Below are 26,349 nucleotides of genomic sequence, written 5' to 3'. Positions count from 1 at the left end.
TGTTTACTTGATGCTTGCAGTGGCCTTGCGGACGTTGGTCGCGAGGTCGCCCGACAGCGGCGCGGAGGCAACCTCATCGGCTGCGGCCTGCTGGCCGTCCTCGGAGACTACGTAGCTAAGGTAGGCGTTAACCAGTTCGCCAGTGGCGGCGTCGGTGTAGTTCTGGCAAGCCATCGCATAGGCAATCAGAACGAACGGGTAACCTGCAACAGTGCGGTCCAGATCGATCGAGTAGTCGTTCTCGGCGCGGCCTTCAACCTTCTTGGAGTTGTCGACGACCTGGGCGGCAGCCTCGGCGGTCGGTCCAACGAACTCGTCGCCAGCCTTAGGAGCGTAGTTAACGGTCTTCAGCTCGGAGGTAACGCCGGAGGCGTCGATGTAGCCGATGTAGCCCTTACCGCTGCTCAGCGCGGAAGCTACCCCGTTGGTCTTCTGGGCTGCCTCGCCGTTGGTCAGCTCAGCCGGCCATTCCTTCGAGGGCTTGTAGGTCCAGACGTCCGGAGCAACCTTGGAAAGGGTGTCGGTGAAGTTCTGGGTGGTGCCGGAACCGTCGCCACGGTGTACCGGGGTGATGGCCAGGTCGGGAAGGGTGGCTTTGGAGTTGAGCTCGGCGATGGCCGGGTCGTTCCACTTGGTGATCTGGCCGGTGAAAATCTTGGCGATAACGTCGGCGGTCAGGTTCAACTCGTCAACGCCGTCCAGGTTGTAGGCGATGGCGATCGGAGAAATGTAAACCGGGAGGTTGATGACGCCACCCTCACCACAGTTCGGATGCTTCTGAGCCATCTCCTCGTCATCCATGTATGCGTCGGAACCACCGAAGTCGGCGCTACCCTCGGTCATTGCCTTGATACCAGCGCTGGAGCCTTCAGGTGCGTAATTGACGGTAACACCAGGGTTGTCGGTCTGGAAATCAGCAATCCAGGTTTCCTGGGCTGCGCCCATCGAGCTGGCGCCCTGGCCATGCAGGTTGCCCGACAGGCTCGAGGCAGCGCTTGAAGTATCGGTGGTGGTGCCGTTGGAGCCGCCACAAGCGGAGAGGGTCAGAGAGAAAGTCAAAGCGGCTGCTACAGCCGCACCAGTACGCAAAGTCTTCACGAATCCTCCAGGACTTTCGGTTCAAGTCTTCATTCTGCAGATTTCTACAGTGGTAGGCATTTGCCCAACAACTCAAAAGGTAACGACTGCTTGTAACCAAAAACCCCACACAAGGTTAACGGAAGGTTAACAGAACACTATTTTTTAGGCTTTTTGATAACGTTTACGTCTCGCGGAGGCTTAAACCTCTGGCGGTAGGTAGTTCGGGTTAGTTGCTTCACCCTGCTCATCGATGTTCACGTAGAGCAGTTCAGCAGGCTCGAGGGTGTGGTCGAATTCGATTTCCAGGAACTCGATCATGGTTGGCAGCACGGGTCGGTGGCCGCAGATGGCGGTGGGTTGACGGCTGTCGATAGCTTGGCCGCGGATCTGGCTCATCGCCCACTCGGCGCCTCGCGAGTCTTTCTCGAAGGCAGGCTCGGTGAGCTCGTCGTATGCCTTGATCTCTATGCCGCTCGACTGTGCGTAGGGACGAAGCGTGGCCATGCAGCGTTCAGCGCTGGAGCTAGCTAGCGTCGTTATCCCGAATGCCTTAAGCAGTTGCGCAAGCGCGGTGGCCTGCTTATCGCCGCGCTTGTTCAGCGGACGCAGCTTGTCCTTGCCGTCCCAGTTCTTGCGTCCAAGCGCCTTGGCGTGACGAATGATCAGGAACGGAATCATCCTCGGCGAGCGCACACCCTCGACCAGCACTTTGACGTCGTCATCGTAGGTCATCTTGCGGATGGCCTTGCCGATCGGCCACCACTCGATTAAATCGGTTTCGTCGTCGTGGTTTGGGTCTTGCTGGTCGCTGACCAGCTCCCCCAGCCACCAGGTGACCACCTTCGAGCGCTTCTTCACCTGGTAGTGGATAGCGCGAAGCTGCGAGAGCAGCCTAATGTCGTATCCGGTCTCCTCTTTCACCTCGCGGACGGCGGTAACAGCGTCGGGCTCAGCCTCATCGACGTGCCCTTTGGGTAGGCTCCAATCGTCGTAGCGAGGGCGGTGCACGACTAACACCTCGCAGTCGTCGCCCTTCCCACGCAAAACAACCGCACCGGATGCCCTAGATGTCTTAGCCATATTCTTTACCCTTTTGCTGTTATTCCTGTTTGCCCGAATCTACTTTTTGCGACGCGTGCGGGCTGTGGTCTGCTGAATCAGGTAGTCCTGGATGTGCAGCTTGGGGGTGCCGTCTTCCTTGTAGATATTCACCTCGTAGTCCTGATCGTGCAGGCGCCACTGGACGGTGTTCTCGTCGAAGGCGACGTTAAGCATGTCGTCGATCTGGGCGATATGCCGCGGGTTGCTGATACCGACGATCGCCTCGACTCGGCGGTCTAGGTTGCGGTGCATCAGGTCAGCGGAACCGATGCCCACGATCGGCGTACCGCCATTCTCGAACCAGTAGATTCGCGAGTGCTCCAGGTAGCGGCCAAGCACCGAGATGATCTGAATGTTTTCGCTTAAGCCAGGCACCCCTGGACGAACCGCACAGATGCCGCGCACCCACATCTGCACTTTGACGCCCGCCTGCGAAGCTCGATAGAGCGCATCGGTGATTGCCTCGTCAACGATCGAGTTAACCTTGATTCGGATGCGGGCGGGCTTGCCCGCCAATGCGTTGGCGGTTTCGCCGTTAATGCGTTCGATGAGCCCGGCGCGGATGCCCTCGGGCGCCACCATCAGCCTGCGGTAGTGGTTCTCCTGCGTCATGCCGGACAGGTGGTTGAACAGCCTAGCCACGTCGTCAGTGATGATCGGGTTGCAGGTCAGAAGACCCATGTCTTCATACTGGCGGGCCGTCTTGGAGTTGTAGTTTCCGGTGCCGATGTGCGCGTAGCGACGCAGGCCGTGCTTGCCTTCGTCACGAACGATGAGCATCAGCTTGCAGTGTGTCTTGAGGCCGACCATGCCGTAGACGACGTGGACGCCGTACTTCTCGAGCTTGCGCGCCCAGGCGATGTTGGCCTGCTCATCGAAGCGGGCTTTAATCTCCACCACAGCGAGCACCTGTTTGCCGGCCTTCGCAGCTTCGATCAGGGCGTCAATGATGGGCGAATCTCCGCTGGTGCGATACAGCGTCTGCTTGATAGCCAGCACCTTCGGGTCGCTTGCGGCCTGCTCGAGCAGCCTCTCGACGGAGGTCGCGAACGAATCGTACGGGTGGTGCAGCAGCACGTCGTGCTTGCGGATCTGCGTGAAGATATCGGCCGGGTTGCTGGTCTCGATTTCGGCCAGATCTGGGTGCGTCTTAGGCAAGAATCCGGGGTATTTGAGGTCTTCGCGGTCGATGCCGTGTATATCGCCCAGGCCCGTCATGTCTAGGGGCGCAGGCAGCTTGAAGACTTCTTTTTCTGAGACGTCGAGGGCTCGAACCAGCATGTCTAGCATTTTCTCGTCGATGTCGTCTTCAACCTCAAGCCTGACCGGCGGACGGCCAACCTTGCGTCGCAGCAGCTCCTTCTCCAGCGCGGTGAGGATGTTCTCGGCGTCGTCTTCTTCCATCTCGACGTCCTCGTTACGAGTGACGCGGAACGTGACGCAGTGCATTATCTCCATGCCGCCGAAAATCAGACTGAGGTGGTGGCTGATGAGCTCCTCGAGCGGCAGGAAGCGTCCTGGCGTCACCTGCATGAAGCGGTCGATGATGGCCGGCACTTTGATTCGGGCGAACTGTTCGCTGCCGGTTTCAGGGTTGCGAAGCAGGATTCCGAGGTTCAGCGACAGGCCGGAAATGTACGGGAACGGGTGGCTCTGGTCGACGGCCAGCGGGGTGAGGATCGGGAAGATCCGCTCGGTAAACACCGTTTGCATCTCGTCTTGTTCCTCTAGGGTCAGGTCGTCCCAGCCGATGATGTGGATGCCTTCTTCGGCAAGCTGCGGGCGAAGCTCCTCGTTGAAAACTCGAGCCTGCTCGGAGACCAGCTCGTGCGTGCGACGAAGGATGGCGTCGTACAAGTCTCTCGGCGTGATGCCAGCTGCGGACTTGACGGCAACCCCCGCGTCGATTCGGCGCTTCAGGCCGGCGACGCGAACCATGAAAAATTCGTCCAGGTTGGAGCTGAAGATGCCGCAGAACTGGACACGCTCCAGAAGCGGTGTGCGCGGGGCGTCCTTAGCCAAATCGAGCACACGGTTGTTGAACTCCAGCCAGCTCAATTCGCGGTCGGTGTAGCGGTTGTCGGGCAGGTCTTTATTCAGCGGATCGTCGCTCACGCTTTCGCCTTCCGTTCTTGCATCGTCGCTTAAAAGTATTGGTTTCTCGGGCGCTGAGTACGAGGTGTCAACGTTCAGAGTGTCGAAACCCGAGTTTCTATAGAGGGTGACGACGCGGTCGTTGGCCGCCTCGACAAATAATTTAGCTGTTTTGGCTCCGCGAGAAATCATGTGACGTAAGCCGGACAGCAGAAGCGCCCTGCCCAACCCCTTACCCTCGTGTTCTGGGGCCACGCCGATGACGTAGACCTCGGCCTCTTCCGGGCTTTCCGGCTCAATTTTGATCCAGTGGAAACCGACCAGCTGACCGCTGGCGTCTCGCGCAACGAGCAGGCTTTCCGGCTTGAACCAGTCCTCGGAGAAGCGGCTGCGGAAGTCCGTCTCCGTCATCGCGCCCTGTTCCGGGTGGTCCTTGAAGGCCTCGGCATTCACCTTGACCAACCTGTTGATGTCGGTGTTCTTGTAGGTGTCGATGGTGAAGCCTTCGGGCGCCTGGAAGTCCGGCACCTCGTTTAGCTCGCGGCCCATGAGCAGCAGCTGACGGGTCTGCTCGAAACCGAAACGCTCCGCGAGCTTGCGGGCGGGTTCGAGCGTGCTGAAAGACCAGCAGGTTGCCGGAGAGTAGCGAACGATCAGTTGATTGAGCAGCTGCGTGCCCAGGCCCTTGCCGCGATGCTCTGGGGCGATGAAGAATTGCGCTGAGGCGTCTCGCGGGTCGAACTGCGCGTAGCCAACTAGGACGCGGCCTTCGTCATCGAGTGCCAAAAGGTGACGGGCCCTAGACCAGTCGGAAGTTATCGCCAACTGGGCAGCCTCGTTGAGCGGGCTGGCGCCGTCGGCCTGCTTGACCTGGCCCGCCATCTGCAAAATTTTTGTGGAATAGTCCCCGGCTAGAAAACCCGTATGCTCAACAACGATCACGCCCTTAACGCTACGTCATTTCGCCGGATTCTAAACTCCCGAACGCATAATTGGTGTTGTCCGTTTCCGCTACTTTGCGCTTCCCCAGTCCGCTGAATCGAGGATTATCGTCACGGGCCCGTCGTTGACTAGGGAGACCTGCATTTCTGCGCCGAATTTTCCGGTCTCGACGTGCGCGCCCAGCCCGCGCAGGTCCTCAACGAACTGGTTGAAAAGAGGCTCGCTGATTTCGCCGGGGGCTGCCTGGTTCCAAGACGGGCGCCTGCCCTTTCGGGTGTTTGCGTAGAGGGTGAACTGGCTGACCGCTAGGACGGGCGCGTCGACGTCAGACGCAGACACTTCGCCTTCGAGGATGCGCAGTTTCCAGATTTTCTCGGCCATGCGCCTGGTCAGTTCTGGGGTGTCGTCGTGGGTGATGCCAACCAGCAGAACCAGGCCTGGCGAATCGATTTTGCCGACGATTTCGCCGTCGATGCTTACATTTGCGCTTTTGGCGCGCTGCAGAACAACTCTCACACTTTTAGCTTAGGCCCGGGCAGGTAATGTTTATTGCATGGCTTCATTCATCGTTGGGCTAATCGCAGCGTCATGCGCGGCAGCGGGCGCCTTGGCGGTGGTTGTTCAAATTGTTCGCAAGGCTTCGGTCGAAAAGTAGGAGTAAGAATGGCGTTCACGATTCCAAGCGATCTAAACCCGGCGCTAATGCCGCTGGCGTGGATGATCGGCACCTGGCGCGGCAATGGTCACGGCAATTGGCCCGGCCAGGGCGAGTTTGAGTATGGCATCCAGGTTGAGTTTGCCGACAACGGTTCAGGCTATCTGCACTACCTTGCCCAGACCTACGAGACTGATGAGGACGGTAATCCAGTTAAACCGCTTTCCATGGAGACTGGTTTTTGGCGAGCGAACGAGAAGGATCTTGAGGTTGTGCTTGCTGCCCCAGAGGGGCGTGCTGAGGTTTGGGCCGGAAAAATTGACGGCGCGAAGATCGAGCTGACCACCGACCTGGTTGCCTCCACCAACACCGCTAAGCCGGAGGTCACTGGCGGCCAGCGCCTCTACGGCCAGGTCGAGGGTGATCTGCTTTGGACCTATGACCGCGCAACCACCGACCAGAAGCTTCAGCCGTTCATGTGGGCTAGGTTGCAGCGCGCATGATCGAGGTCGAGCAGGGCCCAGATAAGGGGCTGGCCTGGCATTTCGGTGATCCGCTGCGTGAACAACGCGAACTGGTAGCCAGCCGTGGCATCGTCGATTTGGGCAATGGGGTTGGCGGACGAATTGTCGTTGAGCTGACCGGGCCCGAGCGCCTGACCTGGCTTCCGGGCCTGACCACCGGGATTTTCGAGGAGGGCGCGTCTTCTGCCGCCCTGATTCTGGATGGCAACGGACGCGTCATGCACAGGTTGCACGTCGTTGACGATGGCGAAACCACATTCGTTTGGGCCGACCAGATCGGTTCCCTACTCGAGTTTCTTCAGCGCATGAAGTTCTGGACGAAGGCCGAGATTTCCGAAAGCAAGCGTCACGCTTTCTTCGTGGGCAACGAAGTAGAAGCGCTCGGCCCCGAGATCGACTACGGCATCGAGGGCGGGCGCATCGTGCTGGCATCCCCCAACGCATACTCCCCTAATGCCGGGGTCTGGGCCTTCGAGGCGCTACGAATCAGCGCCGGTCTGCCCCGCATTGGCATCGACACAGACGACAAAACCATCCCCAACGAGCTGGGACTTTACGCCACCAAACTCGACAAGGGCTGCTACCCCGGCCAAGAGACCGTCGCCAGGGTGCACAACGTCGGCCGCCCGCCCCGACGCATGATCCGCCTGCTGATCGACGGCAGCGAGAACCGCCTTCCCGAACTGGGCGCGCCAATCTGCCTGCGCGACGATGAAAAACCCATCGGATTCGTCGGCGCCAGCGCACAGCACTGGGAGTTAGGCCCAATCGCACTTGGTTTAATTAAGCGCTCGACTCCGGTGGACGCACAGCTAACCGTTGATGGCATAGCAGCTAGCCAAGAGGTGCTAGTGGACCCGGAAATCGGCGTCCACTTCAAGGCCCCGAAGCTGGGCGGAATTGGAAAGTCGCTGCTGTAATCGCTAACCCGCGACTTTTAGCACCCCTTTCCCCTCGCCTATTTGGCTCTGTCACCCTGAAATCAACTACCAGTCAAGTAACGTCGCGATCTGGGGTTAGCTAATCGCGCATTGCTGTATCGGCGCTTGAATTGGGGAGGCTCCCGGGCTCTACTCGGGCGCTGAAATTTAAGTGAAAGGGAAACATGCGCGCGAGCATGCAAAATAATTGGCACCCAGCACAGAGACCAGAGAGCTGATCGGTTCCAAGACCAAGCTGGGCAAAAAGGAACAGGCCAAGAAGACCGCCGGCGCCGAGGAGCCGTACTGGCTGGCCAAGTCGAACTACGAAGCAAAGTTGTCCGCCTGGGTGAAAGTCTCCAACCTAACTACGGATACCGCCGAGGAATTCCTCTGCTACCAGATGGTAGTTAACGGGTACGGCTTCCTGCCTGGAGTTGAGCACGAAGGTAGTACTCAAGCAGCCGACCGGAAACAACGCAGTCGCAGCCAAGCCCCTCACGAAGACCAAGGCGCTGCCGACGACCGGCGCTAGCGGCGAATTGAGTGACATCTAGTTAAAGAGCCTTGAAATCACCAAATAACCTGACACCCGTTGTGCCCCATTTGGGCATACAATGGATGTCAGAGGTGACATCTATGACTCCAAAAACAGCCACACGAATCAATTTCCGCACGGACGCCGAAACAAAACGAGCGGCTGAAGAGCTTTTTAACGAACTGGGCTTAGACATGTCTACGGCACTAAACATGTTTTTGAAGCAGGCAGTTCGCGACCAGGCCCTGCCTATTCAGCCGAAAATAGGTTTTACCCCTAACGAGGAAACACAGAGAGCGATCGATCACACCAACAAGATTCTTTCTGGCAAAATCCATGACGATTCACTGATTTTTTCCAGCGCAACTGAAGCAGCGAAATTCCTGGAAGAAATCGAATGATCGTTAAGTTTGAAAAGCAGTTTCAGGCTGATCTTAAGAAGATAGTTCGCGCCCAGCCGGCCATTAAGGAGGAGCTCCAGGAACTAATTTTAGTGATTACTGAGTTGGGCAGAATTCCGGAAAGCTACGACCCACATTTGCTGACCAACGCCAGAGGAAACTACACGGGCTACTGGGGGCTGCATCTGCAAGAAGGAAGATTTGATGTTATTGCGGTCCACTATCAAAACGATTCAGAATTGATCCGATTCATTCGCATCGGTTCTCACCAGGAGTTGTTTCAAGGCAAACAGCTTTAAAGCTTGCGACCTAGTCGTAAGGCTAGGAGAACAATTATGACCTATCAGTTTGGTAATAAAAGACAAGTTGTGCAGCCAAGATCGAGAGCGGTTCCGTTAAGCCGAATGCCAGCGACAGAAGAGCTTCTGCAAGACAGCTTCGTTGCTGTCGATTTTGAGACGGCCAATCGGCAGTCGCGGGCCTCGGCCTGCCAGATCGCGCTGATCAAGATGGTGCGCGATGAGGTTGTTGAACGCTACTCCACCCTGCTCAAGCCGCCCGCCGGCTTCGACGCGTTCGAATTCACATATCTGCATGGCATCAGCGCGGCTGACGTGGCAGATGCACCGATGTGGTCGGACGTTGCCGAGGCGATAGATAACTTCGTCGGCAGTCTTCCGGTTTACGCCCACAATGCGTCATTCGATGCCTCGGTTTGGAAAGACCTGGACGACTTCTTCGGCACCAAGACGCTGCCAAAGAACTTCTTCTGTTCGTATCGCACCGCAAAGTCGCTAATGCCTGGCCTGGTGAACTACAAGCTGCCGACCGTTCTCGCAGCTTGCAATCCCTCCTTCCACTTGAACCATCACCGCGCAGACTCTGACGCTGAGGCCTGCGCGCTGATCGTTAACGCGCTGCGACACGGAGCCGAAGGGCTGAAACAGCAAGCAAACCGTCAGCTTAGAGGCCACTAAAAGCAATATTGCAGTTAGCTCCAGCGCAACTCATCATGCGATCGACCACCGCTGCCCCACGAAATAAGGATGAAGTTCGGCAGCCCGAAAACAACCGCACCATTCCGGCCTGCCTGAAGAACGCCGTCGACATCGGCTCTAAGCCAAACAGCGACGTGGCTTGGAAGAACAAGCCCTACGGCATCATTTCGCACTCGGTCGGCCGCATGGGCGGCTACAGCTCGCAGAAAAACCTGCAGCTGGCGCTGTCGTACTTCGATATGTACCATCTCGGCCAGCCTGAGTTTTTCCTTGGCCAGTCGCCGACGCTGCTCGACGAGGACGGCAAGATCAAGCCGCAGGACACCGTCGATTTCGTCCGCGGATACGTCGAGCGCTTCGCCAACCTGGTCAAGGAAAGGCCGCCAAGTAGGCGCTTAATTTTAGGTTTTTCACCCGCTTATTTAGCTGCGTGCAGTTTTCTGCACGCAGCTTTATTTTGCTATCAAAAAGAATCGCTATTTTTGTAGTGCCACGAGATACGTTCTTTTTAATGGTTAATTCTGCAGGACAGCCTCTTATTTGAGATGCAGTTGACGGTAGGATTAACCAAAATTTTTGTCTCTAAATACAATTCGCTGAAGAACTAAACTAAGGAAAATATGGCATCACCGACAGGTAAAAGCATTCTGATGACTGATGAATTCCGGCGCGCGCTGGACTTAATGCGTGCCGGTGAAAATGTTTTGCTGACAGGTAAAGCAGGCACTGGTAAGTCGACTTTGCTGCGAATGTACTTGGAAAACGAGGCGTCTGATAAGCAGATACTGGTCACCGCGCCTACCGGCGTAGCTGCGCTAAATATCGGGGGCTTCACCATCCACCGCACTTTCGGCTTCCGACCGGGCATGTTTCCCGACGACCTATCTGCGGACGGCCAATGGTGGCCGAAGAGCGTCCTCAAGGCAGCGGACATTCTAGTCATCGACGAAATCTCGATGGTTCGGGCAGACCTATTCGACATGATGGACATCGCCCTGCGTCGTTCGCGACGCAACAACAAGCCCTTTGGCGGAATTCAGCTGATTTTAGTCGGCGACCTGCTCCAACTGCCCCCGGTGATCACCGCCTCGGAAACAGAGTTCTTTGAGACCCGCTGGTCGTCGCCATACTTCTTTTCGGCACACTGCTACGACAGTCTCGGCCTGGCCTCGATCAATCTGACCACCGTGTGGAGGCAGAGCGACACGACGTTCCTGGAGGTTTTGAACCAGGTGCGTGAGGGCAGCGTCAGCGACAACGCTCTAAACCTGCTTAACCAGCACGTTGACCCTAGCTTCGATGCCCCTGACGGCTGGGTCACACTCGCCTCGAGGCGCAGCACGGTAGACAAGATCAACCATCAGCATCTAGAGGCTCTGAACGCTGAGAAATTCGTCTCCGTCGCAGAATTTGATGGTACCGCCGACGATAAGTCCTTCAGCGGTGCAGAAACCTTGAACTACGCCGTCGGGGCGCGAGTGATGACGGTCATTAACGACGGCGCTGGCAGGTTTGTGAACGGCAGCTTCGGCACTCTCGTTTCGGCAACGGATGAAAAACTCGTCGTGCGCCTCGATCACAGCAGCAAAGAGGTTGAGCTAGGCAGGCACACCTGGGACATCAAAACGCCTGAGGTATCGGGCGGGGTTCTTAGCAGCAAAACCACCGGCAGCGTCACACAGTTCCCGGTCATCTTGGCCTGGGCTCTGACCGTTCACAAGTCGCAGGGAAAGACCATCCCTAAGCTGTTCATCAACATGACCGGCGGCATGACCACCGACGGGCAGTTCTACGTGGCGCTTTCTAGAGCCGTCGATCTCGATAATCTGCGGTTTAGTGCGCCAATTGAGCGCAAGCATATCCGGGCGAACAACACTCTGGTGCGCATGATCCGACGCGAGGTTGCTCCTGCGATACAGACGAACCGCTTCGCGTTCTTGGCTTTCGATGGCGTCAGCTTCGGAATCAGCGACCACGTGGTTCGGGCACACGCTGTAGTGGTGGAGTCGGATCAGATCGTTGCCGACTTTGGCACCTGGATCAATCCGATGTCAGACCTAGGCGACTTCGGCAAGCAAAACAAGGTGCCCGCCGGTGGCCTGGCGCTGGCCCCAACTCTCGGAGACTTCTGGCCACTTCTTCTTCGTCAGGTAGCAGACAGCATAATCATCGGCGACCGCCTGCCGATGCTTGAGAGAGCGGCTCGTCACCAGGAAAAGGGGCTCAACCTTGCCCTGGGAATGGGCTACGACATCAGCGAGATTGGGTTCGAGCCCTCCGGCACTGACGTGGCGGATCGCGCTCGTTCTATGGCCACCGCTTTCATCAGCAACGCTTTCGCCGTGCTCAATGGCCAGCCCGCGCCGAGCGCCGCTAAGGATGTTGAGGGTTCCGTTTATGCGCCCGAGTGGGCGACTGCCATGCCTATGGTTCTAGACCGTCGACGCGCCACGGATTCCGACAATGCGTGGGCGGCTTTCTCCGGCGGCTCTGCTCACGATCTCGATCGTGCGGAGCTTGAGGAGACTGCCGAGATTTTCTCCGCTTGGGGCATCTCTCGCGGCACCTGGACGCAGGCGGCTCGCGACGAGATCAGCCGGCGCGCTAACCGTGTCGGGCTGACCGCCGTTAACCTGCCCGAGGTCGAGTCTGCCGAGCTCAAAATACCCGAGCTTTTCCGGCCTGGCGCCCGCGTTGCGTTCACGGGTCGCCGCGATCTTCTAGGTGGCCCCGCAAACGACGAGCGCCTCGAAAAGATCTGCAATGAGCGTCACCTCGAATACAAGACAGGTGTGTCTAGGACCCGCTGCGATGTGCTCGTCGCTTTCGATCCCGCCTCGATGTCCACTAAAGCCAAGAAGGCCCGCGACTACGGGCTACCAATTATTGCCCAGGAGGAATTCGAGAACTGGTATAACAACGGCCCTTTTCTTGGGGCCCCCGAGCCAGACGCTGAACGCGGCCAAGTAAGCGCAAAGGTGGAGCCGGACGCTCAGCGCGTCGAGGCGAACACAAAGATTGAGCCGCCGGCTCCGGCTCCGGCAGCTCAATCTGCCATACGCGCCTGCGAAGAGCATCCAGATCCAGATGAGAACCTGACGTGGGTTAGCCCTAAGGAGTTCTTCCAGGCTGACAAACGCGTCGCGTTTAGAGGCTCCACCTACGTCGATGGCGAGCTGTACCAGCAAGGCGCTCCCCTGCAGACCCTGTGCGTGCGGCTTGGCCTGGACTACAAGCAGGCCGTGACGAAGACTCGCTGCGATGTGCTCGTCACGGACTCCCCCGATGCCGAAGACGGCAAGATGAAGCTCGCTCGCCGCTATAACAAGCCACTGATGCTTCAGTCTGACTTCCAGGCGTGGGCCTCTAAACAGTTAGCCGAGTTGCAGATGGACGAGGATGAGTATGCTGCGCACGAGCCGGAGCAATATCCAGGCCCGGATTGGCAACCCGCCTTGCAGTTGCAGGAAACGCCTGTTTTCCAGGCTTCGCAGCCTGCGATGCCTAGCAAGCCTCCGACCATGCCACCGCAAGCCGGCTTTGGGGTTGCAGACAATTCCAGCATTCCTCCATCGACGCCACAGTCAATGCCTGGGCATTTCGTCCATAATCAGGTGCCGGCCAGGCCTAAGACCCCCGGTAAATCGCTGAAGCGAGCCAAGCAGAGCGCCATCGTTGCGGTGGTTTCTTTCCTACTCATCATCGTCTTTGGCTCGATAAATCTAGTTGCGCTGGGCGCGATTTCGCTTCTCGTTTCGATGATATCAGCAGCGCTGATGGTTCTGTTCTTGATACTGGCCTTGGTCGAAAGGATACGTCGCTAGCCGAAGATCTGGCTCACCCGCGGTTAAGCTCGCCGCCCTCGCGGATAACCCACGTTGGGGTCATGTTTTCGCCCCAGGCCACCAGGTTGACGGGCTCGCCGGGCTTGAATTCCACCGTGACGCCTTGTGCATCCCAGATACCAGCCGCATAAACCGGTCCAGCAACTGTCGCCCTGACTAGTTGACCTAGCGTTAGTTTTCCGCGTTTGGCAAATAGCGCGATTTGGTCTGCCAGAGTGGTTGCGCCGCCGGCCAGGGTCTGGGTGCCCTCCAAGTAGCAGGCTCCGGTACGCACCTCGACCGGCAGACCACCGAGGGTGTATTTACCCTCCGGCATTCCTGCTGCGGCCAGCGAGTCGGTCACGAAGAATGCGCCTGGAATACCCAGTTGCGATGCCGCCCCATCGAGATATCCGACGATGTCTTCGACGAGATCCGGGTGGACGTGGTAGCCGTCTGCGATCAGCTCGGCGCTAGCCTTGCCCGCCTTCGCCGCCTGAATGTATACGCGGATCGGCCCGGGCGCGCGGTGCGAGAAGCCGGTCATGGCGTTGAACAGGTGGGTTACGGTCTGGGTGGCCTGACCTACTACCCTGTTATATTTTTCAGCAGCCTCGTAGGTGTAGTCCAGTTCCTGGCGAGTGGCCGTGCCATCGTCGTGCGAGTGTCCCCACGACGGTTTGCCACCGTGTTCGAGAAGAAGTTCCGCAGCTCGGCGGGCGCCCGGCGCTTCCGGGGCGATAGTCATGGTTTTGATCCAGCCACGCCCGATCTTCAGCCAGCCTAGTAACTCTTCCTCGTCGACGTCCCTGACGACAGCCGGGTTTTGCGCCCCGCACTTTTGGCGCGAAACATATGGGCCTTCCATGTGGATGCCGGCGAGCTGACCGTCTTCGCAGAACGCAATCAGAGCTTCCAGCTGCGGGGACGGGTCGGCGAGCGAGACCAGGGACGCAAACATAGCTGTTGTGCCGGCCAGCTGATGGGTCCGGATGGCCGCCGCGATTTGCTCTGGTTTGTAGTTGTCTGGAAACGCGAAACCACCGCCGCCGTGACAGTGAATATCGACTAGCCCGGGAGTTATTAGGTGCGCGCGACGAACGTCATCGCCGCTGGCAGCCTGAGCCTCGCTATTTGAAAGAAGCCGAACCATCGCGCCGGATGCATCGAGCTCGATGCCGTGCCCGACGTCACGCCCGTAGCCGTCGAGAACGCGCCCTAAATAAATCATTTAACCAGCTCCCAGCGAGTCTGATAGAAATCTTTAAAACGCAGGTATCTCGCTGCATCTTGGTCGAGCAAAACCGTCACATCAGGATGCATTTGAATGATTGTCGCAGGCCAAACAGCGCTGACCGAGCCCTCAACAAGCTCCCGCACCGCATCTGCCTTGTTCTCGCCAAAGGCAAAAAGCAGTAATTTCTTAGCCTCCATAATTGTGCCCAGCCCTTGTGTAATGCACCGGCTGGGAACAGCGTTTTCGTCGCCACCAAAAAACCTAGCGTTGTCTTTTATTGTTTGTGGGGCGAGCACCTCAGCATGAGTGCGCGATACCAGCGAACCGCCCGGCTCGTTAAAACCAATGTGACCGTCTGCACCTAAGCCTAAAATCTGCAGATCAACTTGAGATTCCCGAATTTTTGCATCATACGCAGCGGCCGCCTCGTGCGGCTCGCCGTGCAGGGCGTCCGGCGTATTCAGCCCTTCTTCAGTTAATCCAGTTTTGTCGTCTCCTACTAAGTTACGACGCAGCACGTTCCGATATGATTCCGGATGGTTGGGGTCAAGACCTACATATTCGTCTAGGGCAAAAGCCTTGGCTTTCGCTAAATCAAATTGACCTTCAGCGTGTGCCTGACGCAACTTTTCATAGAGAACGTCCGGGGTTGAACCGGTGGCTACGCCTAGAGTAGCTGCAGGATTTGATGCGTATAGATCCTGAATAATGCGAGCCCCTTCGCAGGATGCTTCTTCTGCACTAGCGAAGATTCCTACATTCATGGGTTTCCTTTCGTGGCGCGCAATCGCGCAAAATCAGTTTTATTGCTCTACGGCTTCGCGGAACCAGGTTGTGATACTCGTCGGGTGCGTTATCGCGGTGCCAACGACAGCCGCCCACGCACCTGCCTCCATCACTTGTCGGGCTTGTTGCGGGGTGTGAATCCTGCCTTCGCAGATCACTGGTGTTGTGGGGAATTCAGTTACCATTTCACCTAGCAGCTCGAGGTCAGGGCCGGGGGTCTTTTCCCGTTCTCCGGTGTAGCCAGCCAATGTTGTGCTGAGGATGTCGCAACCTGCCTCTGCAGCCGAGCGCGCATCGGCAATCGAACCGCAGTCTGCCATCACTAGCGAGCCGTCAGATTTGAGCGCATTTACGGTTTCGTTAAGACTCAATCCGTCGGGTCGGGGACGTGAGGTGGCGTCGATTGCCACGATGTCCGCTCCCGCGTTTATACAGGCTCGCGCATGACGCAGTGTTGGGGTGATGTAGACGCCTTCGTGACCTTCTTTCCAAAGGCCGATAACGGGCACCTCTACCTGGCCTTTAATAGCTGCGATGTCAGCGAGCCCCTGGCAGCGTATAGCTGCGGCTCCGCCAAGTTCCGCGGCCAACGCCATCTGCGCCATGGTTTCTGGGTGGCGCATCGGTTCTCCAACATAAGCCTGGCAAGAAACCACAAGATGGCCTTTAAGTGATTCGATTATCGGATGCACGCTGTCTCCTAAAATATTTTTTGTTGTTGGAAGTCATCTAATGGTTCGCATGAAGTGGATGCCGGCTCCGATGATTGCTGCGTTGTCGCCGAGATTGCCTTCGACTATCGGTGTTTTTGTTGTTCCAGCCATAGCTTGGCTTCGGTAGCCGTCTTTGAGGGCTGCTAACCAGTAATCGCCGACTTTAATTAATGAGCCGGACAAAATAATGACATCTGGGTCAAATGAATTGGCCAGTCCACCAATAACTTGGCCTAGCGCAAAAGCTCCGTCAACGAAGACTTTTTTTGCAAACTCGTCGCCAGCGTCGGCCAGCTCTTTTAGCTCTCGTCCACCGCGAACGACGACGGGACGCTGCTCTCCTGGTGACGTTCGATACGCGCTTTCGGGCAAGTCGGCTATTCCCGTTAATGAGGCAGCAGCTTGGCGTGCGAAGCTTTCTCCTGGCACCCCAGCCTCAGCCTGTCGCTTGGCATAAAGACGGGCCGCTCCACTGCCTGAGGCGACCGACTCGATGTGCCCTTCGTGTCTACATGAGCACACGAGACCAGCCGCGTATGGGTGATTGATGTGCCCGAAGTGGCCGGCTACGGAGTGGGCACCAAATAGGATTTCTCCATTTATGACTGCGGCTCCCCCTAGCCCAGTTCCAACAGCGAAAACGAGAGCAGTTTTCGCGCCGTTTCCTGCCCCATATGTGACTTCGCCCATAGCATGGCCGTGGACATCGTTTAGGACACGGACAGGTAGTCCGAAACGCTCTGCTAAATATTTCCCTAACGGCTGACCACCCCACCCGGGCATGGTGTCTGTCGCTGAAACAATTTTCCCATTTACCGCATCGACAACTCCTGCGCTCGCAATCGCGATGCCTCGTAGTAGCTTTCCACCCTCTAGGGCGAGCCTAATTTGGTCTTCGACTAGATCAGCTACGGATTCCAGAACTGCCCTTCCGCCTCGAGAGGCCTCGGTGGCGATGCTCTTGGCTTGCGAAAGTCGGGGTTTTTCACCAGCCGCAAAATCATCACACGAGATTTGCCCAGCCAGAAAAGTGACAACTGCCGAAGCGATTTTTGTGCCGCCAATGTCTAGCCCCAAGATGGAAATTCCAGCCCGACTGGGGTCTGCGTCTACCACGTCTCGTCCTTAGTCACTTTTGGTTGATCGTCAAACACCGATTGATTGTTTGTTGTATTTCCTGATTAACCGTCAGCACATATATCGCGTGCTGACGGTTAATCAGCATTTCTAATATTGATCTCCTAAGCCCACGGGCGCAGCATTGTGAACTGGTTAAGGCAGCAATCGCCAGTGGCGAATCCTAAAGTTTGTAGGTGGAAATTTTCCGTCTTTTTAGCTTCGACACATTACCTGCGCTTGGGTTCCAAGATCAGCTACTTGAGGTCGTAAGACATGTCCTCAAGCTCGACGCCCTTGGTTTCTGGGATGTGGCGAGCTACCAGCCAGATCAGGATTGCGGCGACTACAGCGTATGAGAAGTATGTGCCAGACAGACCGATGTATTCCTTGGTCACCGGGAAGAGGAAGGTAATTAAGGTTCCACCGATCCAGTTACCGGCTGTAGCGAAGCCGAGGCCAGCGGTACGAATCTGATTCGGGAAAATTTCACCTAAGAATACCCAAAGCACAACGCCCCAGGTACCACAGAAAATGATGTAAACCAGGTGAACGCTAATAAGCGCGACCATAGCCCACACTCCGCTCAGGTTGAGTGCGCCTTCCTCGGTCAGGGTGCCCTGGGTGAAGGTAATAGCTGCGACTACCATCGCAACAAACATGCCGATTGCACCCCAAAGGAGCAGCGGGCGGCGTCCTACCTTGTCGATAACACTCATGCCCACGATTGTCATTACGATGCCGATGATTGAGGTCAATACCGGAATGAATACCGACAGGTTGCCCTCGAAACCTACTGTGCTCCAAAGATCAGTTGCATACAGTAGAACGTTATTAATACCTGCCATCTGGATGAGGAAGGCGAAGGCTAGCGCTACCCAAACGACTGGACGCAACCCATATTTCTTGTCGCGAAGGTCAGCGAACCGAGGACGGTGTCCCGCAAGTGACCCACGGATTTCGTTGATTCGTCCCTTGGGGTCGGAGTCGGAGCCAACTGCAGAAATGATTTTCTCAGCTTCTTCTTCTTTTCCGATTGAGACGAGGTAGCGAGGAGATTCGGGTAGGAAGATAACGAAGACTCCATACAGAACGGCTGGCAGCAGCTCACTGATGAACATCCATCGCCAAGTGTGCAACCCAAACCAGCCTTCAGCGTCGGCAGAACCGGTGGCCTTAACCAAAATGAAGTTCGTGATGAAGGCACCAAAAATACCGACCGCAATGGCCAGCTGCTGAAGGGTTCCTAGTCTGCCCCGCTTATCGGCAGGAGCAATTTCTGCGATATAAGCAGGCGCTATGACAGCCGAGATGCCCACACCGAAGCCGCCAACTAGACGCCAAATAACTAGCGCGCCAAAGCTAAACGATAGGCCGCTCATAATCGCAGAGATAGAAAATAGGATTGCGGCAGCGATCATGACCTTCACACGGCCAATTCGGTTAGCAATACCGCCTGCGATTGCAGCACCAACTGCTGCGCCCAGGCTAACGATGGAAACCACCAGACCCGTTTGCCAAGGGGTAAGGCCGAAGCCGGTTTCGCTTCCCGACGCTGAACCAATCGCACCGTTAATGACAGCAACGTCAAAACCGAATAGGAAGCCGCCTAGGGCAGCCGCCCCTGCGATTTGCAGGAGTCTGTTGTTATTGCTCATGAGAAGTCCTTTCCAAGACTAGTGAGTTGATTAGATGATTGGAGTTGACATGAAGGAACGGACATCCTCTTTGACACGCTCCCACGTGTTTGTTCCGGGAACTGACAGTGCCCCGTGGAACGTTCCTGCGTACATATGTAATTCGGTGGGCACCCCTGCGTCTGCCAGGTCTACGGCAAGGTGAATGCCTTCATCGCGCAAAGGATCGGCCGGGTTAACTATTACGAAAGTTGGCGGCATAAGCTCAGCAACTGCCCGGGAGGGGATATATGGCGAAGCTTTCGTTACGTCCCCCAGGTATTGCCTCCAGGCGCCTTCGGAGGCTTCTTTTGTCCAGATGGGGCCGTCTTTATATGTTTCGAAAGATCTGGTGGCCATGCCTGGTTCTAGGCATGGTTCAAAGAGTATTGCTCTCTCGATATTTACCGGGGCGTCGGAGTTTTGAACGATCTGGATTGCCTGCTGTGCTAAACCAGCACCTGCAGAATCACCGAAAACTATTAAAGGCAAATCTGGATATTTATTCGCTAGATATCGCAATGAGTCTGCGCAGTCTTGTGCTCCTGCAGGCCAGGGGTGTTCAGGAGCTAGCCGGTAATCGGGGCTGGCGATGACCGCTCCTCCGAAAAGCTCTACCAACTCGCTATTACGTTCATCATCGTATCGCGCCGCCCCCGCTACAAAGCCGCCACCATGTATTGCCAGCACGGCTACTTTTGACTCAGCACCTTCTGCGCGCAGACAGCGTAGATTGAATTTTTCGCCTAGTCGAACGTCAGTTGCGACGATGCCATCTTTAGGACGCACGTCAGCAAGTAACTTCTCGCCTTCTTCTCGCATCGCGGCGACGTTTTCAGTGTCTTGTTTTGGTGTTGCCGCGATAACGTCCCGCAGCTCTTCGGCGATGAATGGTTCGGGAAGCTCCTGCCTGGTTCCATAGCGGTTGATGAAGGCTCCAACTACCCGGTAGAACTCTTCTGGTTGGTCCCTTCTGACAGTGTGGGACGCGTCAGAAATCAAAACTGAGCTAATAAAAGGTTTGCCGAGTTTTTCTAGTTCTGCTTGGCCTCTTTTGCCGAAAAGAACATCGTCTTGGTCGCCGGTAACCAGCAAAGTCGGCATCTTTAGCTTTGCGAAAACTTCTCGCCCGAGTGTGCCAACCACTCCGGTAGCAACGAATTTGCGGTCGACTTGTGTTTTACCTTGTGCCCATGCGCCGTATTCAGACGGTGGCCATGCCGTGTAGACCTTCATTAGTTCGCTGATGGCATCGCCAACATGCTCGGTCACCATTTCCTGACGCTTTACTAGATCTGTGGCTGAACTGCGGTAGAGCTCTTTCTGCTCCTGAGTTAGCAATGCGGGATCTTCTAGAACCAGAGCTTGAACGATGTCGGGCAGCTGCTGCGCGATCGTGGCCGCAATCGCACCACCGAGCGAGTGACCGATTAGTACGACTTTTCTACTTAGGCTTGTTCGAGCCGCCTCAACAACTACAGAACGCATTTGTGTAACCATTGCAGCGAAAGGGTCTTTTAGTTCTTCAGCAGTAAAGCTTTCAGACAACCCATGCCCTAGGGTGTCTACTAGGTATATTTTCCAATCTTTTTTCCATTCGCGCGCAAGATCAGAAAGCGAGGCAGCATTATCTGTTACGCCGTGGAACGCGACGATAACTCCTCGAGATTCACAGCCCGTGACTGAATACGAGATGCGCTTTTGATTCATGAGGCTTCCTTAGGCTCATTGTCAGGGAAACGACATTCACCCTAGGGCGAATGTTTAACAACACCCTAGGGTGCCGCTATGCTTGTTGTCAACAACAACGATGAAGGAAAACTTATGGAGCCAAAGTACGCCAAGGTTTACGAGGCTTTGCTTGAACGGATATCTGGAATGAGCCCCGGAGAGCGCCTGGACAGCGAAGTGAAACTTGCTTCCTCTTTCAAGGTCTCGCCCATGACGGTTCGTCGTGCACTGATGCTTCTGAGCCAAAATGGGCTAACCGTTGGGATACCTGGACGCGGCACGTTTGTCGCAGACCGAAATCAGCTCCCCCAGCAAGAAGATCCTCTGTCTACGGTGGCTAGCTGGAATGCAGCTGAATATCCGCAAACCCACGTAAAGCTTGTCTCGGCAGCACTTGAGGCTGCCGACGACAGTGAACGCAAGCTACTTCAGGCAGAAGATGAACCGTTCGTCGCGACCATTCGCAGAGCTCATTACCTGGATGAGAACTACCAAGAACTGGCCGGAATCGAAATTGTTTTGGTCAGGGCTGATGATTTTCCAGGAATTCTTGGCTTCGATCTCTCTAGCGACTTACCATCGCTACTCTCAAAAAATTTCGGCGAAAAATCTAGCAACCTGAAGGGCATTAGAACTGTCCATTCGCGCATCTCGACCGATGATGAGACGAAGCATCTTCACTTGCCAGAACCTGATGCTCTATTAGTTATTGAGGCTTCATTCCGAAATCCAGAGGGTAAAACTGTTGCAGAGATGACCACCAAATTCATCGGCAAACATGTTGTGCTGACACTCTGATTCTCACATCCACGTCAATTATCATGCTTAAGATTTTACCTAGATTCGCACTTACAATGAACAGACAGACCAAGAATCACACGTTCACCAAATACACTCCGTAGGCTAATCGTCACTCTAAATGCGAAGCTTTATTTATTCTCGCTGAGCTGCTGCATAATTTTCCCAACCGCTGAACAAATCTCCCAAGCAACTTAATGAAAATCCAAGAGATCTGATCTCTTTTGTAACGTGAGGTCAGATCTCTTGTTATCGTGAAGTCACACCTTAGGTGAATATCACTAGTCAACGTCGACAAAGGGAGAAAACATGTTTATCCACCTATCGCACATCATTGATCCAGAGGACGGCGCATTCCCGGGCGAGCCGACTGCAAAAGTTCGCGAAGATTCGGTCCGTTCAGAGACTCAGCCGTTCAATTCCTACATGATCGATCTGCCAAACCACTGTGGAACCCACATGGATGGCCCTCGTCACTTCAACAGCCACGGCACCAACTTCGATGAGTTGGGCATCGAAAAATTCGGCTTCATGGGCGACGAAATTGTCGTCATCGACCTGCCGGAAATGAACAAAGAAGGCGCAATTGTAAACAAGGCTGCAGTTGAGCCTTTCGCCGACCAAATCAAGGGCAAGCGACTGCTGATCATCAGGACTGGTTTTGAAGAGCACAAGAAGGCAGACCCGGATCTTTACGAAAACCGAGGCCCTGCGCTTCACCCAGATCTCTGCGAGTGGCTCAACAAGGACTTCCCCGAGCTAGACACCATTGGCATGGACTGGTTGTCTGTTGCTTCCCCGCTTTACGACTTCGGACCAGAAGCTCACCACTGGCTGCTCGGCAATTACACCGGCCACACCATTACTGCCATTGAGGATATGAGCCTCAAGGAGCTAGGTGATAAAAAGATCAAGGTCTTAACCATGGGGCCGCTGCGCATCAAGGGTGTCGACTCTGCGCCGGTCAATATCATGGCGCTGGTTGAGTGAACAATTGCAGCAGGCCGAAAGGCTTGTTCAGTAATTAAAAATGGAGGAAAGATGGCAGCAGGTCTAGTTGATCAAGCGGTAAACGACATTCTGGAAAAGATTCTAGATGGCGTTTTCCAGCCTCTTTCCTCCATTCCGAAAGAGTCGGAGCTTGCCGATTCCATCGGCGTTTCTCGTCTAACCCTGCGCGAGGCTGTGAAGGTTCTTCGCGACCGAGGCGTTTTAGAAGTGGTGCACGGCAAAGGTACTTTCATCGCAGATCCGGATAAATGGAACGACATGAGCACGTTATTGGAATTCAGATCGCGCCGCTCTAGCCCCAAAGAATTTGGTTTGAAGCTGCTAGAAATACGCTGCTTGCTTGAGGCGGGCGCGGCCGAGCTCGCCGCTTTGAATCACACGTCCGAAGACTTGACCATCATGGCTGAAAAGCTGGACGCATACGATCAAGCGGTTTCGGAAGGAAACATTCTCAGAGCAACAAAGGAAGACATCGAATTTCATAACGCTGTCTTTGCAGCTAGCAAGAACTCTCTGATCAAGGTGATTCTTCAGCCTCTTGAGAAAGCCATGACTCATAACCGAATCATGACCACAAAAGATCTCGAGACTAGAGAAAAGGCACGGATGTTTCACAGAAAGATCCGAGATGCTATCGCTTCCGGAAACCCTGTCCTGGCAAAAAACACGATGCTCGCCCACATGGAGCAAACCCACGACTCACTTGAAAAGCTCTAACCACGCAGTTTTGACCTAGAAGCAAACACAAAGGAGTGTATCTATGCGCATTGACGACTTGCTCAAAGGAAAGAAGTCGGAGATCGATGTCAATCCGAAAAAGATCGGAGCCAAAAACGAGAATGCACCTTTCTATGTGGTCCTGGATGACGACCCGACCGGAACTCAATCAATCTCAGATCTGCCTGTCATCACCTCTTGGACAAAAGAAGATTTTGAGTGGGCTTTTTCTACCGGCAAACCTGCCGTCTATGTGATGACTAACTCGCGTTCACTTTCAGCTAGGGACGCAGAAAAGGTCAACGCGGAAGTAGTTAGCGCCGCCCTATCTGCTGCTCCCGAAGACTTATCTGTCTCTTTCATTTCGCGTTCTGATTCGACTCTCCGTGGCCACTATCCTCTTGAGCCCAACACGATTGCTGACGAAATCGAAAAGTTCGGAGCGAAAAACGTCGATGGTTTTGTCATAGTGCCGGCTTTCCCTGACGCAGGAAGAATTACTATCGACTCGACTCATTATGTGAAGGGCTCTGACGACACTTACAAGCCTGTGGGTGAATCAGAGTTCGCCAAAGACGCATCCTTTGGTTTCAAATCGTCAAAGTTACCTGAGTGGGTTGAAGAAAAGACCTCTGGTGAGGTGTCCTCCTCGGAAGTAATCACGATTGATTTGGATACGCTCCGCAGCGATGGGGCAGGAACTGCCAGCAAACTTCTTGCGGCAAAGAATCGCCAGCCGATTGTCGTCGATATTGTGACAGAAAATGATCTTCGCCTGCTTTCTCTGGCATTAGCTGAGGCCGAGGCTGAGGGCGCGCACTTCGTCTATCGCGTCGGCCCGCCTTTCGTTCGTGCAAGGCTCGGTCAAGAGGAAAAAACACCATTAAGCGCCGATGAGGTATTTGCTAATACAGCTCCGGAGATTGACGCCAAGGGTGGGCTTATCGTAATTGGCTCGCACGTCGATCTGACCACTCGCCAGCTCAATACGCTTAAAAATTCTGTTGATCCAAAAATCTTAGAAATTGATGTTCGTCGATGCCTGGATTCCAACGATAGGAAACAGCTAATCGAGGAGATCTCTGATGAGGCCATCGAGACTCTTCGAGGCGAGAATGTTGTTGTTCAGACGAGCCGAGAGTTGATCAAAACTGACGACCCAGATGAGTCTCTTGAAATTTCACGAAAAGTATCGGATTGCGTAGTTCAGATAGTTAACCGGATTGTTCGCAGCATAAAGCCACGGTTCGTGATCGCAAAGGGTGGCATCACTTCATCCGACGTGGCTTCCAAGGGACTCGAAATGAAGCATGCAACAGTTCTCGGCCCAGCACTGCCGGGAATCGTCTCAGCATGGCTTGCTGAAGACGGCATTGGCGAGGGTGTCCCCTACATCGTTTTCGCGGGCAATGTTGGTGACGAGAATTCTCTAGCGCAGGTCGTCGAGAAACTCTCTTAATAGAAATCGAAAGGATCTAGATAAATGAAAATCGCAGTTATTGGATTGGGCGCTATGGGTTTGCCGATGGCGTCAAACCTGGCAAAAAAGTTTGATGTAACTGGCTTTGACGTCTCCCCTACTCAGATTTCTAAGGCGGAATCAGCTAACTGCTCTTGTGCGGGTTCTGCTATCGACTGCGTCGCTGAAGCTGATTGCACTTTGATTGCGGTTCGCAACCAGGCGCAGCTTGAGGATCTTCTTTTTGGTGAGGCCGGAATTGCTTCTTCGATGAAGAAGGGCTCGGTTTTGCTAGTCACTTCCACGATCGGCATTGAGGCCGTGAGGAGCGTCGAAAAGATGCTGGCTAGCTACGAGATCGAGATAGTAGATGCCCCGGTTTCTGGCGGCCCTGTCAGGGCTGGCGAGGGTGATTTGTTAGTGGTTGTTGGCGCTAGCGAATCGGCTTATGAAAAGGCACTACCGGTGCTTAACGAGATGGCTTCTACCCTGGTTTGGGTCGGCAAGGAGGCCGGCCAGGGTCAGGCACTAAAGACCGTTAACCAGCTGCTTTGCGGCGTCCACATTGCTGCAGCCGGAGAGGCGCTGGCTCTTGCAGGCAAGCTCGGCCTCGAACAGGAGGCAACGCTTGAGGCCTTGATGGGTGGAGCAGCTGCATCGTTCATGCTTGGCGACAGAGGCCCCCGAGCTATCGAGGCATACGAAGGTAAAGACGCAGAGGTTAAGTCTCGTCTGGACATTTTCGTCAAAGACATGAATATCGTCACCACAGCAGCCAAATCGGTTGGTATGGCAGTGCCGCTAGCTGCGGCTGCTGAGCAGGAGTTCCTGCTTGGCTACGCAAACGGTCAGGGTGCGTCCGACGATTCGTCAGTTATCAAGGTCGTTCAGCCTAAGTAAACTAATCAACATATTGTGGGGCGCATAGCGCCCCACAATTTTTCTAGAAGGCATCAACGCCATCCTGCCAACATAGTTTTCTTTTATTCACATCAAAGAGAAGGAGGCCCGCATCGAAAGCTTTGTGGTGGTTTCGACAGAGAAGCAGACCATTCTCACTTGAATCTTCACCACCTTCAGACTTCGGTTTTATGTGAGCTGCCTCTAAGATTTCCGGTTGCGAAATGCCACATAGCTCGCATCTTCCTCTAAGCTCCAGCAGCTTTGAACGAAAAACACGTTGCGCTGGACGATTCCTAATAATCCCGAAAGCTTCGATTAACTCCTTGGTCACGTCGAAGTCTTTTTCGTTTGCCCCAAGTAAATTGTTTTCTTGCCGTTTCCCAAATGAACCATTAACATTTTCTACGGAGCTCTTTTTATCAAGATTATCGTCTACACCTATAAATGATGATTTAATAGACCGTTTTATTGGACCACGTTCGCATGAATTAAATAAAAATTTTCCAATAAAATCCCAAAGATTTTTATTGTGCCAGTCATTTCGCCTTTTCAAAAAATGCATCTCTTCATGCATATAATCTTTTTGATTCCTAATAGCTTTTAGGCAAATTGACGAAGAAACAACCTTATCAAACTGCTTGATATTTTGACCAACGAATAAAGCGGGTTCAGACTCGTAAGACCCCTCTACTAAGTCTAGTGTCAGCCCTTCATCTTCGGACAAAAGTCTCCAATATTCTTCAAACAATTCTTCAGAAGGTTCTAGAGACACTTGCCAAGCAGCTAACGAACCATCTGATCCAAGAACCGTAAAAAGCTGTTCTTCTACCCCTGCCGAAGCTACAAAGCCCATATTCAAATTGCCCCTTTGTGGCAGAGCGCTAACTGCAAGGTTTTGAACTTCATCAAAATAGGCACCCGTTATTTCTAGGTATGAGCACAGAATTCCTATAGCATCAGGAAAACCTGGGTAATTTTTAAATTTCTCGAAGGCTTCTTCAGATTTAGCACCACCGTTCCCACGCGGTTTAGCTACAACAGTTTTATTAACTAAATCACCGACGTCATCTTTAATAATTTTTGCATATTCAGAAGCTAGCATCGCGCTCTCCTGTAGATGAAATA

24 protein-coding genes and 1 pseudogene are annotated in these 26,349 nt (G+C 54.7%); 13 read left to right on the top strand and 12 right to left on the bottom strand.

The annotated features are described in order from the left end of the window. Positions 1 to 3 precede the first annotated feature (3 nt). The 5 genes and pseudogenes from pstS to dtd form a co-directional block, all read right to left on the bottom strand. Entirely contained in the window at positions 4 to 1,098 is a 1,095-nt protein-coding gene (gene pstS, locus HMPREF1255_RS07945; protein WP_024111542.1) for a phosphate ABC transporter substrate-binding protein PstS, read from the bottom strand. Between the two features lie 180 nt (positions 1,099 to 1,278). Beyond that, positions 1,279 to 2,160, bottom strand: coding sequence for an NUDIX hydrolase (locus HMPREF1255_RS07940; RefSeq protein ID WP_024111329.1), 882 nt, complete (start codon positions 2,158 to 2,160; stop codon positions 1,279 to 1,281). Positions 2,161 to 2,199: 39 nt separating this feature from the next. After that, positions 2,200 to 4,335 (bottom strand): RNA degradosome polyphosphate kinase, encoded by a 2,136-nt coding sequence (locus HMPREF1255_RS07935; protein ID WP_255325114.1) that lies wholly within the window; start codon positions 4,333 to 4,335, stop codon positions 2,200 to 2,202. A 30-nt stretch (positions 4,336 to 4,365) separates the two neighbouring features. Then, a pseudogene (gene mshD / locus HMPREF1255_RS10085) lies at positions 4,366 to 5,217 on the bottom strand (mycothiol synthase); the annotation flags it as partial. Between the two features lie 69 nt (positions 5,218 to 5,286). After that, positions 5,287 to 5,733, bottom strand: coding sequence for a D-aminoacyl-tRNA deacylase (gene dtd / locus HMPREF1255_RS07930; protein WP_016456665.1), 447 nt, complete (start codon positions 5,731 to 5,733; stop codon positions 5,287 to 5,289). 147 nt (positions 5,734 to 5,880) lie between these two features. Between dtd and HMPREF1255_RS07925 the strand changes: the two genes are divergently transcribed. From HMPREF1255_RS07925 to HMPREF1255_RS07890, 8 genes are all read left to right on the top strand, one after another. After that, the gene (locus HMPREF1255_RS07925; RefSeq protein ID WP_016456666.1) at positions 5,881 to 6,375 is read left to right on the top strand and encodes an FABP family protein; all 495 of its coding nucleotides are present in this window, start codon (positions 5,881 to 5,883) and stop codon (positions 6,373 to 6,375) included. Further along, positions 6,372 to 7,316 (top strand): folate-binding protein YgfZ, encoded by a 945-nt coding sequence (locus HMPREF1255_RS07920; RefSeq protein WP_024111384.1) that lies wholly within the window; start codon positions 6,372 to 6,374, stop codon positions 7,314 to 7,316. The genes HMPREF1255_RS07925 and HMPREF1255_RS07920 overlap by 4 nt, the downstream gene beginning before the upstream one ends. 208 nt (positions 7,317 to 7,524) lie before the next feature. Beyond that, on the top strand, positions 7,525 to 7,851 hold the full coding sequence (locus HMPREF1255_RS07915; protein WP_024111467.1) for a hypothetical protein: 327 nt from the start codon (positions 7,525 to 7,527) through the stop codon (positions 7,849 to 7,851). A gap of 104 nt (positions 7,852 to 7,955) precedes the next feature. Next, complete coding sequence (locus HMPREF1255_RS07910) at positions 7,956 to 8,255, top strand: type II toxin-antitoxin system RelB/DinJ family antitoxin (RefSeq protein ID WP_024111635.1); 300 nt, start codon at positions 7,956 to 7,958, stop codon at positions 8,253 to 8,255. Next, entirely contained in the window at positions 8,252 to 8,554 is a 303-nt protein-coding gene (locus tag HMPREF1255_RS07905) for a type II toxin-antitoxin system mRNA interferase toxin, RelE/StbE family (RefSeq protein ID WP_016456670.1), read from the top strand. The genes HMPREF1255_RS07910 and HMPREF1255_RS07905 overlap by 4 nt, the downstream gene beginning before the upstream one ends. Positions 8,555 to 8,659: 105 nt before the next feature. Further along, positions 8,660 to 9,232: a 3'-5' exonuclease gene (locus tag HMPREF1255_RS07900; RefSeq protein WP_051112312.1), complete on the top strand. Its 573-nt coding sequence runs from the start codon at positions 8,660 to 8,662 to the stop codon at positions 9,230 to 9,232. Between the two features lie 8 nt (positions 9,233 to 9,240). After that, entirely contained in the window at positions 9,241 to 9,741 is a 501-nt protein-coding gene (locus HMPREF1255_RS09680; RefSeq protein ID WP_231477458.1) for an NADPH-dependent FMN reductase, read from the top strand. 162 nt (positions 9,742 to 9,903) lie between these two features. Continuing rightward, complete coding sequence (locus HMPREF1255_RS07890; protein ID WP_197016990.1) at positions 9,904 to 13,077, top strand: PIF1 family DEAD/DEAH box helicase; 3,174 nt, start codon at positions 9,904 to 9,906, stop codon at positions 13,075 to 13,077. A gap of 13 nt (positions 13,078 to 13,090) precedes the next feature. Here HMPREF1255_RS07890 and HMPREF1255_RS07885 read toward each other — a convergent pair whose 3' ends face one another. The 6 genes from HMPREF1255_RS07885 to HMPREF1255_RS07860 form a co-directional block, all read right to left on the bottom strand. Beyond that, positions 13,091 to 14,308 (bottom strand): N-acetylglucosamine-6-phosphate deacetylase, encoded by a 1,218-nt coding sequence (locus tag HMPREF1255_RS07885; RefSeq protein ID WP_024111315.1) that lies wholly within the window; start codon positions 14,306 to 14,308, stop codon positions 13,091 to 13,093. Further along, positions 14,305 to 15,078: a glucosamine-6-phosphate deaminase gene (locus tag HMPREF1255_RS07880; RefSeq protein ID WP_024111352.1), complete on the bottom strand. Its 774-nt coding sequence runs from the start codon at positions 15,076 to 15,078 to the stop codon at positions 14,305 to 14,307. Before HMPREF1255_RS07880 ends, HMPREF1255_RS07885 begins: the two co-directional genes overlap by 4 nt. Before the next feature lie 39 nt (positions 15,079 to 15,117). Then, positions 15,118 to 15,792 (bottom strand): N-acetylmannosamine-6-phosphate 2-epimerase, encoded by a 675-nt coding sequence (locus tag HMPREF1255_RS07875; RefSeq protein WP_016456677.1) that lies wholly within the window; start codon positions 15,790 to 15,792, stop codon positions 15,118 to 15,120. A gap of 33 nt (positions 15,793 to 15,825) precedes the next feature. Next, positions 15,826 to 16,929, bottom strand: a complete 1,104-nt coding sequence (locus tag HMPREF1255_RS07870) for an ROK family protein (RefSeq protein ID WP_024111566.1) — start codon at positions 16,927 to 16,929, stop codon at positions 15,826 to 15,828. Positions 16,930 to 17,186: 257 nt separating this feature from the next. Continuing rightward, positions 17,187 to 18,587 carry a sugar porter family MFS transporter gene (locus HMPREF1255_RS07865; protein ID WP_024111423.1) on the bottom strand — a complete coding sequence of 467 codons (1,401 nt, stop codon included), beginning with the start codon at positions 18,585 to 18,587 and terminating at the stop codon, positions 17,187 to 17,189. Positions 18,588 to 18,617: 30 nt separating this feature from the next. Further along, a complete protein-coding gene (locus HMPREF1255_RS07860; RefSeq protein WP_024111341.1) occupies positions 18,618 to 20,315 on the bottom strand; it encodes an alpha/beta fold hydrolase in 1,698 nt (565 codons plus the stop codon). 78 nt (positions 20,316 to 20,393) lie between these two features. Here HMPREF1255_RS07860 and HMPREF1255_RS07855 point away from each other — a divergent pair, with 78 nt between their 5' ends. The 5 genes from HMPREF1255_RS07855 to HMPREF1255_RS07835 all read left to right on the top strand — a co-directional run bounded on the left by HMPREF1255_RS07855 (position 20,394) and on the right by HMPREF1255_RS07835 (position 25,221). Next, entirely contained in the window at positions 20,394 to 21,134 is a 741-nt protein-coding gene (locus HMPREF1255_RS07855; protein ID WP_016456681.1) for a GntR family transcriptional regulator, read from the top strand. A 309-nt stretch (positions 21,135 to 21,443) separates the two neighbouring features. Beyond that, positions 21,444 to 22,124, top strand: a complete 681-nt coding sequence (locus HMPREF1255_RS07850) for a cyclase family protein (protein ID WP_024111401.1) — start codon at positions 21,444 to 21,446, stop codon at positions 22,122 to 22,124. Positions 22,125 to 22,175: 51 nt separating this feature from the next. Then, positions 22,176 to 22,862: a FadR/GntR family transcriptional regulator gene (locus HMPREF1255_RS07845; RefSeq protein WP_024111444.1), complete on the top strand. Its 687-nt coding sequence runs from the start codon at positions 22,176 to 22,178 to the stop codon at positions 22,860 to 22,862. Between the two features lie 43 nt (positions 22,863 to 22,905). Beyond that, positions 22,906 to 24,321, top strand: a complete 1,416-nt coding sequence (locus HMPREF1255_RS07840) for a four-carbon acid sugar kinase family protein (RefSeq protein ID WP_024111291.1) — start codon at positions 22,906 to 22,908, stop codon at positions 24,319 to 24,321. Between the two features lie 24 nt (positions 24,322 to 24,345). Next, positions 24,346 to 25,221, top strand: a complete 876-nt coding sequence (locus tag HMPREF1255_RS07835) for an NAD(P)-dependent oxidoreductase (protein WP_024111545.1) — start codon at positions 24,346 to 24,348, stop codon at positions 25,219 to 25,221. A 43-nt stretch (positions 25,222 to 25,264) separates the two neighbouring features. On the opposite strand, the gene HMPREF1255_RS09475 is transcribed toward HMPREF1255_RS07835, so the two are convergent. Further along, complete coding sequence (locus HMPREF1255_RS09475) at positions 25,265 to 26,326, bottom strand: HNH endonuclease (RefSeq protein WP_024111427.1); 1,062 nt, start codon at positions 26,324 to 26,326, stop codon at positions 25,265 to 25,267. Positions 26,327 to 26,349 lie beyond the last annotated feature (23 nt).

The organism is Propionimicrobium sp. BV2F7, assembly GCF_000510445.1.
Lineage (GTDB): Bacteria > Actinomycetota > Actinomycetes > Propionibacteriales > Propionibacteriaceae > Propionimicrobium > Propionimicrobium lymphophilum.
The sequence above is the reverse complement of the archived record's forward strand: the minus strand, read 5'-3'. Positions and strand labels throughout refer to the sequence as shown.

Coding starts and splice junctions, on each gene's coding strand:
- HMPREF1255_RS07940 (WP_024111329.1), bottom strand. CDS start 2,160: ATGGCTAAGACATCTAGGGCATCCGGTGCGGTTGTTTTGCGTGGGAAG.
- HMPREF1255_RS07925 (WP_016456666.1), top strand. CDS start 5,881: ATGGCGTTCACGATTCCAAGCGATCTAAACCCGGCGCTAATGCCGCTG.
- HMPREF1255_RS07920 (WP_024111384.1), top strand. CDS start 6,372: ATGATCGAGGTCGAGCAGGGCCCAGATAAGGGGCTGGCCTGGCATTTC.
- HMPREF1255_RS07910 (WP_024111635.1), top strand. CDS start 7,956: ATGACTCCAAAAACAGCCACACGAATCAATTTCCGCACGGACGCCGAA.
- HMPREF1255_RS07905 (WP_016456670.1), top strand. CDS start 8,252: ATGATCGTTAAGTTTGAAAAGCAGTTTCAGGCTGATCTTAAGAAGATA.
- HMPREF1255_RS07900 (WP_051112312.1), top strand. CDS start 8,660: ATGCCAGCGACAGAAGAGCTTCTGCAAGACAGCTTCGTTGCTGTCGAT.
- HMPREF1255_RS07890 (WP_197016990.1), top strand. CDS start 9,904: ATGACTGATGAATTCCGGCGCGCGCTGGACTTAATGCGTGCCGGTGAA.
- HMPREF1255_RS07885 (WP_024111315.1), bottom strand. CDS start 14,308: ATGATTTATTTAGGGCGCGTTCTCGACGGCTACGGGCGTGACGTCGGG.
- HMPREF1255_RS07880 (WP_024111352.1), bottom strand. CDS start 15,078: ATGAATGTAGGAATCTTCGCTAGTGCAGAAGAAGCATCCTGCGAAGGG.
- HMPREF1255_RS07865 (WP_024111423.1), bottom strand. CDS start 18,587: ATGAGCAATAACAACAGACTCCTGCAAATCGCAGGGGCGGCTGCCCTA.
- HMPREF1255_RS07860 (WP_024111341.1), bottom strand. CDS start 20,315: ATGAATCAAAAGCGCATCTCGTATTCAGTCACGGGCTGTGAATCTCGA.
- HMPREF1255_RS07855 (WP_016456681.1), top strand. CDS start 20,394: ATGCTTGTTGTCAACAACAACGATGAAGGAAAACTTATGGAGCCAAAG.
- HMPREF1255_RS07850 (WP_024111401.1), top strand. CDS start 21,444: ATGTTTATCCACCTATCGCACATCATTGATCCAGAGGACGGCGCATTC.
- HMPREF1255_RS07845 (WP_024111444.1), top strand. CDS start 22,176: ATGGCAGCAGGTCTAGTTGATCAAGCGGTAAACGACATTCTGGAAAAG.
- HMPREF1255_RS07840 (WP_024111291.1), top strand. CDS start 22,906: ATGCGCATTGACGACTTGCTCAAAGGAAAGAAGTCGGAGATCGATGTC.
- HMPREF1255_RS07835 (WP_024111545.1), top strand. CDS start 24,346: ATGAAAATCGCAGTTATTGGATTGGGCGCTATGGGTTTGCCGATGGCG.
- HMPREF1255_RS09475 (WP_024111427.1), bottom strand. CDS start 26,326: ATGCTAGCTTCTGAATATGCAAAAATTATTAAAGATGACGTCGGTGAT.